The sequence below is a fragment of the Gardnerella piotii genome, from assembly GCF_003397585.1.
Taxonomy (GTDB): domain Bacteria; phylum Actinomycetota; class Actinomycetes; order Actinomycetales; family Bifidobacteriaceae; genus Bifidobacterium; species Bifidobacterium piotii.
The window spans coordinates 893,702-906,105 of record NZ_QJUV01000001.1 but is presented as its reverse complement, the minus strand read 5'-3'; the positions used below and the strand labels follow the sequence as shown (position 1 = coordinate 906,105).

Below are 12,404 nucleotides of genomic sequence, written 5' to 3'. Positions count from 1 at the left end.
GTTTATCGCCTCACCTTCTGATTAACAACCACTTGAATATTACTATAAGAGCTTAAATCTGGATCATGCTTTGCTATTCCAGCGTCTTTACAAAGATGATCAATAGCAACCTTTAATCCGCTTTGAACCGTATGCCAATCGTGGCCTGAGCCTTTAGAAATCATTGTTATAACGCTTATTCCAGCTTTGTGTGCTGCAATAGCAATAGTGGATTGATTTATTTGTGATTTTGGATCCCATGCTCCTGCTATTGAATAATAATTTTGATTTAATGGAGCGTTTTTTCTCATTACGTTTGCTGGAATATGCTTTTCGTATTCCTTGCGATTTCCGTTAAAATAGCGGTTTATTGTTTCGTTTTTATTCTTGTAAGTTGGCTCTAATTCTCCGCCAGCAGAATACATGTTTCCAAACAACTTTGGGTACGCTGGAACTATTTGAGTTGCACAAGTTCCACCTTGAGAAAATCCTCCCATAAGCCAAAGTGCTGGATTTGTGCTTGCAGGAAGATTTTTGCGAATCCAGCTAACAACATCTTTAGTCAGGTACGTTTGAGCGTTTCCATAAACTTTTGTGTTTGCGCAAAGTGAATTGTGTGTTGAAGTGCCATTCTGGTCTGGGGAAACAACAATCGGAGCTAAACCATTGTGCTTTTTAGCGTAAGCGTCTAAAGTATTCACTATTTCGCTTGCAGCAAATAGTCTATTAGGGCTTCCTGGCTGTCCAGAAAGAAGAACCATTACAGGAAGTTTTGGAGCAAATTTTGTTAGCGCAGCTGGAGGAAGATACACGTTTGCGATTCTCGCGCGGAAGTTTGATTGCGTTGCAGGAATTCTAACAGAGCGGCTAATGCCTTTAGACGGCATTTTAGGCAGCTTTTTCTGATCTGCGAGTCCGTTCCAATCTTTAATCTCCATAACTGCATTGTGTTTATTATGCTCTTCTAGCTTTGGGTAATTTCCTAATCCAAAAACAGATCCAATAGTCGTGTATTCTCCGTAAATCATGTTTACGCGAATCATTGTTGCTAAAACAAATAAGATAATTGAAAAAATGGCGAAAGCTCTTCTGTATCCCTTAGAAATTATTGCAGCGCTTAGAGCGAAGCCTACGGCAGCAAATCCTCCTGCAATCGAAAAAATCACAAGCCAGCCAAGACTTACGCCAAACACAAGAAAAACGTCGGATATTAGCCAAGTTATGAATCCAAAAATAATGGCGAATAAAAATGCTGAGCCTAGTTGAGTTAATAGTTTTGGAAGATACTTTGACTTTTTAGGTTTTGTAATTAAAAGAACAGCTAAGCATAATGCAGATATTGCGAATATGCTTATAGGTAGAGTACCGTGCATTAAGTTAATTGTGGCAATAAATTGCTTCATTCTTACTGTTCCTTAAAACCTCGCTAGATTGAAGATAACAAACACAACCTTTGCAAATATAGTATATAATCCTTAAAATTTTCTATATTTTGTCATCTATTATAATGATAAATGCTATAGAACACCTTACAATACGTCAAAAGTATGAATATGCATAGTTTTATACGGTTGTTTGGTATGACGATAGTGATACTTAAGATGTATGTGTAGACTAATACGTACACGATATGCGTTAAGAACGTAATAAATGTAATATGCATTAAATATTGGGCATTAAACATGGGCATGAATCAGAAGGGTGCAAAATTGCCATTAAGCAATTCTCTTACAATTTTTAAGCAATTTGAGCGTTTTAAGATTAGGTTTGCTCATTGGTCGTATTACGCTCTGTTTGTTGCTTTCTGCGCAATAATGGTTATGATTGTGCAGCTTTCTGTACAGCGTTCTGGTCGAGTGGAAATGACTTCATCACTTTCGGCAAGCGCTTGGAATATAATCTCAAAAATGTGGCTTAAGCTTAATTTTGTTTTTGTGCTTAATCTTCTTATTCTTGCGTTGATTTATGGTATTTTGCTAATAATCATAAATCGTTTTTGGATTACGTCTGCTATTTTGATTAGCGCATCTATAATTGTTTCTGTTATTGAATATATGAAAGTGAATGTTCGATACGAAACTATTCTTCCAGCTGACTTAAACTTTTTAAAAAGTAATACTGGAAATATCGCATCTTTTCTTCCAGACAACGCAAATGCTGTTATTTTTAGCTCTATTGTTGCTGTTCTAATAACTTGGGTTATTGCGCTTTTATTGCATGTTTTAGATGTTAATCATGGAAAAATCGTTATTATTTCAAATTTAAGAACTTCGATTTTGGTTCGTGTTGTAACTTTAATAGCATTATTAGCGACTTTTGGATGGTATATTTGCACAGTTGGAACTGTTGATTCTAGCGCAAACAATTTTGCTAAGTTTATGGGAGACACGCCATCAATGTGGGACTCCGTTTACGACGCTCAAAGAAACGGCACATTAGTGGCATTTTTAAGGCAAGTAAACCCAAAGGTTATGGATAAGCCTGCGGATTACAATGAGCGAACTATGAGCGCTTTGCTAGAAAAATACAATAATGAAGCAAAGAAAATAAACGCTTCTAGAAAGTCGAAAATCTCCGATAATACTGTTGTTTATGTGCTTTCGGAATCATTCTCTAATCCAATAAGAGTTCCTGGATTGCAATTAAATAAGAATCCAATGCCATTTATAAGCTCTTTGAAAGAGAAAACAGATAGCGGTTTAATGCTTTCTTCTGGCTACGGCGGAGGAACTGCAAATCTTGAATATATGTCTCTTACGGGATTGAGCATGGTGAACTTTAACTCATCTCTTACAAGCCCATATCAGCAGCTTGTTCCAAATTCTTCTTGGACTCCTACGATTAATCAATATTGGGGTAGTGAAGCAAATTCCATAGCATTCCACCCGTATGAGCCGAGCATGTACTTGCGCTCAACAAACTATAAGAAGTTTGGTTTTAGTAAGTTCTACTCGCTAGAATCTCCTAATGTTATTGCGCACAAAAATATGCTTGATAAATCGCCTTATGTTTGCGACGAGTCTGCGTATAAAAGTGCGTTTGAAAAAATCGCCTCTAGTAAAAATAATCAATTTGTGCAAATAGTCACAATGCAAAATCATATGCCATTTAGGAATTGGTATAAGAACAATGATTTTAAGGCTAGTGCAAAGCCTGGCTCGCCAAAGATTGGAAGCTCGGAAATATCTTCGATTGAAACATACGCTAAGGGAGTGAGTTACACAGATAAAGCAACTCAAGAGTTCTTAAATGACTTGGATTCTATAGATAAGCCAGTGACTGTTGTGTTTTATGGAGATCATCTTCCTGGAATATATAGTACTGCCAGCGATGATGAGAATAACTCTCTTGATTTGCATCTAACTGATTACTTTATTTGGTCAAATAAAAAAGCAAGAGAAAATAATAAAGCTCCAAACAAAATTAGGGACTATTATTCTTCTCCAAACTTCTTTATATCGCAAGTGGCGTCTCACACAAATTCTAAAGTTTCGCCATATCTTGCATTCCTTACAAGATTGCACGAAAAGATTAGTGCAATGGAGCCTCCTGTAGTAAATAAGATTCAGGGGTGGGATAGAATTCCGCAAGGCCAGCCAATTTACTTGAATCCAAGCGGAAAGCCAATGATTGCTAGTAGTATGAACAAAGAAACTAAACAATTATTGCATGATTACCGTTTGATTCAATACGATATTACAGCTGGAAAGCATTATCTTAAAAACACAAACTTTCTTGGTTTTTAATTTTTCAATGCTTTAAGTGCTTTAGTTGCAATGTCGTGCCTATAAAACATGTTAGAAAGATTAAGATTGTCTAATATGCTATAGGCTTTTGATTGAGCATCTTTAACATCTTTGCCATTCACTTGCAAAAGTGCCACTCTTCCAGAAGACGTTACAAGATTATTGTTTTCGTCTAATTTAACACCAGAATAGTAAACATTTTGATCTGCGCTATTAAGAGTGATTTGTGGCAGAGGTGTTCCTGTAACAAGCTTTCCAGGGTATCCTTTGCTTGCTAACACAACGCCAAGAGTTACGCCATTTTTAATCCAAGTAAATGCTGGTTCTTTGCCATGCAAAATGTTAAAAATAGCTTCGCCAAAGTCGCTAGTAAGTCTTGGAAGAACAACCTCTGTTTCTGGGTCTCCAAAGCGAGCGTTAAATTCTATGACTTTTGCGCCTTGCTCTGTGTTAATCAATCCAGCGTACAAAACTCCTGTAAAAGGCATGCCTTCGCTTGCAAGAGCTTGCAAAGTTGGGCTCACGATTTTATCAATCGCTTGTTTTACAACTTCATCGCTGATTTGTGGAACAGGGCTATAAGCTCCCATTCCGCCTGTGTTTGGGCCAGTATCGCCATCATGAGCGCGTTTGTGGTCTTGAGAAATTGGCATAACCCAAAAATCTGTTCCGTTAGCAAAACTCATTAATGAGAATTCTTCGCCTTCTAAAAACTCTTCTATAACTACTTTTGCTCCAGCTTTGCCAAAACGATGGTCTACAAAAATATCGTCTAAAGCTGCGAGCGCCTCATCAACGCTAGTGGCAACTGTTACGCCTTTTCCAGCAGCCAAGCCGTCTGCTTTAATAACAATAGGAGCGCCTTGATTTTTAACGTACTCAATCGCTGGTTCTAGCTCGCTAAATGTTTGGTAGGCGGCTGTTGGAATATTATGCCTTTGCATAAGTTGCTTTGCAAAATCCTTAGATCCTTCAATTTGAGCAGCCGCTTTGTTTGGGCCAAATGCTGGGATTCCATTAGCTTCAAAATCGTCAACAATGCCATTCATAAGAGGCACTTCGGGGCCAATAAAAGCAAAGTCGTAGTTGTTGCTCTTAACAAATTCGATTAAAGCGTTGTGATCCGATTCGCTAATGTTTTCAATTTTGATTCCGCTTTTAATCATGCCTGGGTTTCCAGGAGCAACTGTGACTTCGCTAACGCTTTTACTTGCTAAAAATGCAACTGCGATTGCGTGTTCTCGTGCGCCTGAGCCTACAACTAAAACTTTCATCTTTAATCCTTTATTACTTTAAGATTTTGTGAATTATAACAACTCAACTGCAACGTTTTCGCGTTCAATCATTTTGCCAATAACATACGCTTGTTCATTATTGTTTTTAAGGATTTGCATAGCTTCATCGGCTTTATTTGCATCAATTGCTAATACCATTCCGATTCCCATGTTAAAAACGTTGAACATTTCTGAGTGGTCTACTTTACCCGACTTTTCAATAAGTTTGAAAATTGCAGGAACTTGCCACTTTTTTGTGTCGATTTGTGCTGCAAGATTATTTGCAAACATTCTTGGAATGTTTTCTATAAATCCGCCGCCTGTAATATGAGCTACGCCTTTAATAAGATGATTAGCAAAAAGCGGTTTTAATGCTTTAACGTAGATTTTTGTAGGCTCTAAAAGAACTTCGCCAATAGATTTGCCACACAATTCTTCTGGTTTACTATTTACGTTGTAATTAGCTACATCAAAAAGTGCTTTTCTAACAAGTGAGAATCCGTTTGAGTGCACTCCCGAAGATACAAGTCCTATAAGAGTGTCTCCAGCTTGTATTTTGCTTCCGTCAACAATGTTTTCTCTTTCTGCAACTCCTACAGCAAATCCCGCAAGATCGTACTCGCTTTGATCGTACATTCCTGGCATTTCTGCAGTCTCTCCGCCAATTAATGCTGCTTCTGATTGCACGCATCCGTTTGCAACGCCAGAAACAACTTGCTCAAGTATTTCTGGATTGTTTTTTCCGCAAGCAATGTAATCAAGGAAGAACAGAGGCTGTGCTCCTTGAGCTGCAATATCGTTTACACACATAGCAACGCAATCAATGCCAATCGTATTATGCTTTTGCATCATTTGCGCAATCATAAGCTTTGTGCCAACTCCGTCTGTTCCAGAAATTAGCACTGGGTCTTTGTATCCAAGGCTTGCTAAATCAAACAGGCCGCCAAAACCGCCAATTCCGCCCATAACGCCTGGTCTTTTTGTGCGATTTACGTGGGATTTTATTCTTCGCACAACCTCGTAGCCAGCTTCTACGCTAACGCCAGCTTGTTCATATGCGTTTGGCATTTAAGAATCCTTTCGTGTTTGTTTTAAGTGTTTTAAGTGTTTAGTCGAAGTTTAGTCGTAGTTTAATCGCAGTTTTTAGTCGCAAAATTGTATTTACTATTCTTTTTAATATTCTCTAAAACTTCCTTGTCTTCTTTAGAAAGCGAAGCTAAGAATTCATCTCGGTAGTCATCTAAAGCAGTAGGGTAGTCGCCATTAAAATACGCTACGCATAATCCTCCGTACGGAGCAGGCTTATTTAACCCAATAGACTCAACAAGACCGTCTAAAGATAAGAACGCTAAAGAGTCAGCGCCAATATACTCGCGAATTTGCTCAACAGAATGCTTAGCTGCAATAAGCTCTTTAGTTGTTTGAATATCGATTCCGTAGAAGCACGGGTATTTAAGAGGAGGCGAAGAGATTCGCATATGAACCTCTTTAGCGCCAGCTTCTCTAAGAAGACGAACAATCCTCTTAGACGTGGTTCCGCGAACGATTGAATCGTCAATAACAATTACGCGCTTTCCCTTAACAACACCTCTAACAGCCGAAAGCTTCATGCGAACGCCTTGCTCTCTAAGCTCTTGCGTTGGCTGAATAAAAGTGCGCGCAACGTATTGATTTTTAATCAAACCCATCTCGTTAGGGATTCCGCTTGTTTCGGCATATCCTGCAGCTGCAGAAAGCGAAGAATTAGGCACTCCAATCACCATATCTGCGTCTACAGGAGACTCTTTAGCTAGGCGTGCTCCCATGCGCTTTCGCGCAGAATGAACATTAATGCCGTAAATATTAGAATCTGGGCGAGCAAAATAGATAAACTCCATTGAGCAAACAGCGTGCTGAATATTCTTTGCATAACGCTCAATCTTGTATCCATCATTATTAATAACGATTATTTCGCCAGGCTCAATGTCTCTAATAAACTCCGCGCTAACAATATCTAAAGCGCAAGTTTCCGATGCAAGAACGTAAGCACCATTACTCATTCTTCCTAGACTAAGAGGCCTAAAACCATTAGGATCCGTTGCTCCAATAAGCGCGTCTTCTGTAAGAAGTAAGTATGCAAAACCGCCATGAACAGTTAACAGCGCATCTTTAAGCTTATCCATAAATGAAGTTTTGTTCGACCTTTTAATAATATGCATCAAAACTTCTGTGTCGGAGTTAGAGTGGAAAATCGCTCCGCAATCTTCTAGCTTATTTCTAAGAGTTGTGCAATTAGTAAGATTGCCATTATGCCCTAAAGCAACATCTCCATCATGGAAAGAAAACAGAAAAGGTTGAATGTTCTCAACACTTCCAGATCCAGCAGTCGCGTAACGAACGTGTCCAATCGCGCTGTTTCCAGTAAGATGCTTCATAATGTCTTCGTTTGCAAAAACTTGCGTTAAAAGACCTAAGTTTCTGTATCCTTTAAGATGTCCATTATCGTTGGCAACTATTCCAGCACCTTCTTGGCCTCTATGTTGCAATGCGTGCAATCCAAAGTAGGTAAGTCTTGCGGCATCGGAATGACCCCACACTCCAAAAACGCCACATTCTTCGTGAACTCCTTCAAGCTCAGCAGACATTCGCACCCCCTATATTTTCAAAATCGCAATAAATATTTTGATTAGAATAATTAAACACAAAATCCCCAATCATGACGTAAAGTATTCAACGCCAGCACTAAAAATGTTTTGTGTTCTAAAATCTGGAATATTTACGTACAAACCGTTACCGCTGCGCTCGCAATGACCCATTTTCCCGAATACTCTTCCATCTGGGCTAGTGATTCCTTCTACAGCCATAAGCGATCCATTTGGATTTACTTTAAGGTTCATACTTGGAACGCCATTGCTATCAACATATTGCGTTGCAATTTGGCCGTTTTGTATAAGAGTATCCATAACTTCTGGTAATGCTACGAATCGACCTTCTCCATGAGATATTGCAACACTATGAACATCGCCAACTTTGCAATTTGAAAGCCAAGGAGAAAGATTAGATGCAACGCGAGTTCTAACAATCTTGCTTTGATGCCTTCCAATAGTGTTAAACGTTAAAGTTGGGCATTCTGCATCCATTGGAACAATATCTCCAAATGGAACAAGACCTAGCTTAATAAGAGCCTGGAAGCCGTTGCAAATACCAAGCATTAAGCCATCGCGATTGTTTAGCAAATCGCGAACAGAGTCGCTAACGGCAGGGTTTCTAAAGAATGCAGCTATAAACTTTGCAGAACCGTCTGGCTCGTCGCCTCCAGAGAAGCCGCCAGGAATCATAACAATTTGGCTTTTATTAATCTCTTTAACAAGCTCTTTTGCGGATTCTACAACATCATCAGCGCTTAAATTATTGATTATAAGCGTTTTGCATTCTGCTCCAGCTTTTTCAAACGCTGCTTGAGTGTCGTATTCGCAATTGTTTCCAGGGAAAACTGGAATGATTACGCGCGGCTTGCTCAATGGCGTTCTTCTGCTAGATTTCATATGATTTCTAACAGGCTTTCGATTAGTGGAATTTATTTCGCGAACTGCGCTTCCTTTACCTCTATATGGGAAAATGCTCTCTAGAGGACTTTCCCAATCTTCCTGTAAATCATCTAAACTAATAATTTCGTTGCAAGCATAAAGCTTAAATTCATTGCACGTTTGTCCAATAACTTCAACGTTTACAAGATTTTTGCTAACCTTGTTTGCAAAATCATCAACGTTAAAATCTTCATCCACTTCTACAAAGAAAGTTCCATATCTAGACTTAAACAAGTCGTCTGTTTTAACAGAGTCGTTAAGTTTTAATCCAATATGGTTGCCTAAAGTCATCTTAAACAAGCTTTCTGCACTAGCTCCAAAACCTGGAGTGCTAATTGCTAGCGCGCGCTTGCTTGAAGTAAGATTTTCAACAATCCTAATCGCCTCTAAGAAGCTTTGAGCGTTAGGTGTAATGCCGTCTTCTTTATACGTAGGTAGTATTCTTAGGATTTTACTATTGGTTTTTTTGAATTCTGGCGAAACAGCATTTCGCGCGTCTCCTGTGGAAACAGCAAACGATATAAGAGTTGGAGGAACGTCAAGATTTTCAAAGCTTCCGCTCATAGAGTCTTTACCGCCAATCGCGCCAACGCCAAAATCAATTTGCGCGCTTAAAGCGCCAAGAACTGCTGCAGTAGGCTTTCCCCATCTTTCTGGAACATTTTGCGGTTTGCCAAAATATTCTTGAAGGCTTAAATAAGCGTTTTCGATTGTAAAACCGCTTGCTACAAGCTTTGCTAAAGATTCTACAACCGATATGTACGCTCCCGTAAATTGGTTCTTTTCCATAATGTATGGGTTAAATCCCCAAGACATTGCAGAAGCGGTGTTTGTTTCGCCAAACACTGGGAATTTTGCGACCATTGCTTGTGCTGGAGTGAGCTGACGGCGGCCGCCAAATGGCATAAGAACGGTTGCGGCTCCAATAGTGGAGTCAAACATTTCGCTAAGGCCTTTGTTTGAGCAAACGTTTATGTTAGAAACAAGATTTTTAATGCGCTCAGCTAAAGACTTTCCAGAGTAAACTCCACTTTCGTCTTGCCATTTTGTAGCATAATTTTTGCCATTTTCAACGTAAATATCTTGTGTTTTTGGAGCGCCATTAGAAGCTAGGAATTCGCGGCTTAGATCAACAATTGTTTTTCCTCGCCAAGTCATTTTCATTCTAGCTTCTTTTGTAACTGTAGCTACAATTTGCGCTTCCAAATTTTCTTGACGCGCGTAGCTCAAAAATTCGTCTGCATCGCTTGCAGAAACATCAACTGCCATGCGCTCTTGAGATTCAGAAATCGCAAGCTCCGTGCCATCAAGGCCTTCGTATTTTTTAGACACCTTGTCTAAGTTAATAATCAAGCCATCTGCGATTTCTCCAGTTGCAACGCTTACGCCACCAGCGCCAAAATCGTTGCAACGCTTAATAAGACGGCATGCGTCTTTGCGTCTAAAAAGTCTTTGCAACTTGCGTTCAATAGGTGCATTTCCTTTTTGAACTTCTGCTCCGCACTCTTCAATGCTGTCTGCGTCTTGCGCTTTAGAAGCACCTGTTGCTCCGCCAATTCCGTCTCTTCCAGTTCTGCCGCCTAGAAGAATAATCACATCTCCTTGCTCAGGTGTTTCTCTTCTAACGTGGTCTGCTGGGGTAGCTGCCACAACCGCTCCAACTTCCATTCGTTTGGCAACATATCCTGGGTGGTAAAGCTCGTGTACTTCGCCTGTTGCTAATCCAATTTGATTTCCGTAAGACGAGTAGCCTGCAGCTGCAGAAGTTACGATTTTTCGTTGAGATAGTTTTCCTTCTAAAGTTTCGCTAATAGGAGTTCTAGGGTCGGCTGCTCCAGTTACGCGCATTGCTTGATATACGTAGGAGCGTCCCGAAAGAGGGTCTCGAATGCAACCGCCAATGCAAGTTGCAGCGCCGCCAAAGGGTTCGATTTCTGTAGGATGATTATGCGTTTCGTTTTTGAACAAAAACAGCCAGTCTTCATCGTGCCCATTAACGTCAACTTTTACTTTTACTGTGCACGCGTTGATTTCTTCGGATTCGTCTAAGTTTTTAAGCTTTCCTGTATGCTTTAAATATTTTGCGCCAATAGTTGCCATGTCCATAAGGCAAATCGGCTTATTTGTGCGCTTAAGCTCTTCTCGTAGTTTAAGATAACGATTAAATGCATCTTTTACTTGCTCGTCATCTATTTGAACGTTTTCAAAATGCGTTCCAAAAGTAGTATGGCGGCAATGGTCGGACCAATACGTGTCTATTACTTTTATTTCTGTAATAGTTGGATTGCGATTTTCGCTTCTAAAATAGTCTTGGCAGAATTTAGCATCAGCCAAGTCCATTGCTAGCGCGCGATCTTCAATGAATTTTTGCAAGCCGTTGGAATCTAAATCGTTAAATCCGTCTAATACTTCTACGTTTGCTGGAACAATTGCCTCACTCTTAAGCGTATCGACACTATCTAGCGATGCTTCGCGAGCTTCTACTGGATTAATAACGTAGTGTTTAATTGAGTCAATATCTTCTTTAGACAAATTGCCATTAAAAGCAAGAATTTGAGCAGTTCTAACTTTAGGGCATTCTCCCTGACTAATCATTTGTACGCATTCGCTTGCGGATTGCGCGCGCTGATCAAACTGGCCAGGAAGGAACTCTATAGCAACAACATGCTCATTTGTGCTAATAGGCAAGTAGTCGTAAGTGTTGTCTACTGTAGGCTCGCTAAGAACCGTTTTAACAGCAGTGTTAAAAAGATCTTTAGATATTCCTTCTACATCATACCTGTTGATTATGCGCGTGGATTTTAGAGAATCAATACCAAGAATTTCTTTAAGCTCGTGATTAAGATGTTGGGCTTTTATATCGAAACCAGATCGTTTTTCAACATAAACGCGAAATACCACGGTGAACCTGCCTTGCAATTGTAGTTTTGGCTATTTGTGTTTGGCTATTTTTGTTTGCTTGTTTGTTTATTTATTTGTTTAAGAACGCGCGTGGCTCGCACCTAAAAGATGCGAGCCACATTAAAATTATTGTTCAGCGCAATCGTTTGGATTGACTTCGTCGAAGTTTACTCCTTCGCTTTGCGCAAGAGATTTAAGCCTCGAGAATATTTCTTCGTAGGCTGGAATTATGTCTCCTAAATCGCGTCTGAACAAGTCTTTATCTAAATGACTTACTTCAGAGCCATTCGTATTGCGCTTATCCCAAAGTCGGCATGTATCTGGCGTTATCTCGTCTGCAAGAAGAATGTTTCCTTGTGCGTCTATGCCTTCTTCAATCTTAAAGTCAACGAGTTGAACGTCGATTTTGTTGAAAATATCCAAAAGTGCATTGTTTACAGCGTGAGCTTGCTTTGTGATTTCTGCCATTTCGCTTTCGCTAGCAAGACCTAAAGCTACAACGCCTTCTGGGTTAATAAAAGGATCGCCAAGATCGTCTGACTTTACACAAAACTCCAAAAGAGGCTTTTTTAGTGCAGTTCCTTCTTTAACGGCATATCGTTTTGCAAAAGAACCAGCAGCTGTGTTTCGCATTATTATTTCTAGCGGAAACATCTTCATGCGCTTTACAAGTTGTTCGGTATCTGAAATTCTGCCAAGAAAATGGCTTTTAACTCCACGAGCTTTAAGAAGATTGAACAGTAGAGAAGTGATTTGATTATTTAAGCTTCCTTTTCCAGCAATTTGAGCCTTTTTAAGACCATTGCCAGCTGTAGCTTGATTCATGTATTGAACCCACAGAACGTTATCGTTACTCGTGGCATACAATTTCTTTGCTTTACCTTCATACAACTTGTCAAGTTTTTCCATTGACGTGCCTCTCCGTTGTATCCATGGCT

General features: G+C 39.6%; 7 protein-coding genes. 1 reads left to right on the top strand and 6 read right to left on the bottom strand.

The genetic code is table 11. The annotated features are described in order from the left end of the window. Positions 1–2 precede the first annotated feature (2 nt). Positions 3–1,382 (bottom strand): alpha/beta hydrolase-fold protein, encoded by a 1,380-nt coding sequence (locus D0T20_RS04045; protein ID WP_116438457.1) that lies wholly within the window; start codon positions 1,380–1,382, stop codon positions 3–5. 285 nt (positions 1,383–1,667) lie between these two features. Here D0T20_RS04045 and D0T20_RS04040 point away from each other — a divergent pair, with 285 nt between their 5' ends. Then, positions 1,668–3,725, top strand: a complete 2,058-nt coding sequence (locus D0T20_RS04040) for an LTA synthase family protein (RefSeq protein WP_116438725.1) — start codon at positions 1,668–1,670, stop codon at positions 3,723–3,725. Here D0T20_RS04040 and purD read toward each other — a convergent pair. From purD to purC, 5 genes are all read right to left on the bottom strand, one after another. Then, positions 3,722–4,999: a phosphoribosylamine--glycine ligase gene (purD, locus tag D0T20_RS04035; RefSeq protein ID WP_116438456.1), complete on the bottom strand. Its 1,278-nt coding sequence runs from the start codon at positions 4,997–4,999 to the stop codon at positions 3,722–3,724. The genes D0T20_RS04040 and purD overlap by 4 nt on opposite strands. Positions 5,000–5,032: 33 nt before the next feature. Beyond that, entirely contained in the window at positions 5,033–6,067 is a 1,035-nt protein-coding gene (purM, locus tag D0T20_RS04030; RefSeq protein ID WP_116438455.1) for a phosphoribosylformylglycinamidine cyclo-ligase, read from the bottom strand. A 62-nt stretch (positions 6,068–6,129) separates the two neighbouring features. Next, on the bottom strand, positions 6,130–7,623 hold the full coding sequence (purF, locus tag D0T20_RS04025) for an amidophosphoribosyltransferase (protein WP_116438454.1): 1,494 nt from the start codon (positions 7,621–7,623) through the stop codon (positions 6,130–6,132). A gap of 69 nt (positions 7,624–7,692) precedes the next feature. Further along, positions 7,693–11,466: a phosphoribosylformylglycinamidine synthase gene (locus D0T20_RS04020; protein WP_116438453.1), complete on the bottom strand. Its 3,774-nt coding sequence runs from the start codon at positions 11,464–11,466 to the stop codon at positions 7,693–7,695. A gap of 126 nt (positions 11,467–11,592) precedes the next feature. Next, positions 11,593–12,375 carry a phosphoribosylaminoimidazolesuccinocarboxamide synthase gene (gene purC, locus D0T20_RS04015; protein WP_016791951.1) on the bottom strand — a complete coding sequence of 261 codons (783 nt, stop codon included), beginning with the start codon at positions 12,373–12,375 and terminating at the stop codon, positions 11,593–11,595. Positions 12,376–12,404 lie beyond the last annotated feature (29 nt).

Coding starts and splice junctions, on each gene's coding strand:
- D0T20_RS04045 (WP_116438457.1), bottom strand. CDS start 1,382: ATGAAGCAATTTATTGCCACAATTAACTTAATGCACGGTACTCTACCT.
- purD (WP_116438456.1), bottom strand. CDS start 4,999: ATGAAAGTTTTAGTTGTAGGCTCAGGCGCACGAGAACACGCAATCGCA.
- purC (WP_016791951.1), bottom strand. CDS start 12,375: ATGGAAAAACTTGACAAGTTGTATGAAGGTAAAGCAAAGAAATTGTAT.
- D0T20_RS04040 (WP_116438725.1), top strand. CDS start 1,668: ATGAATCAGAAGGGTGCAAAATTGCCATTAAGCAATTCTCTTACAATT.
- purF (WP_116438454.1), bottom strand. CDS start 7,623: ATGTCTGCTGAGCTTGAAGGAGTTCACGAAGAATGTGGCGTTTTTGGA.
- purM (WP_116438455.1), bottom strand. CDS start 6,067: ATGCCAAACGCATATGAACAAGCTGGCGTTAGCGTAGAAGCTGGCTAC.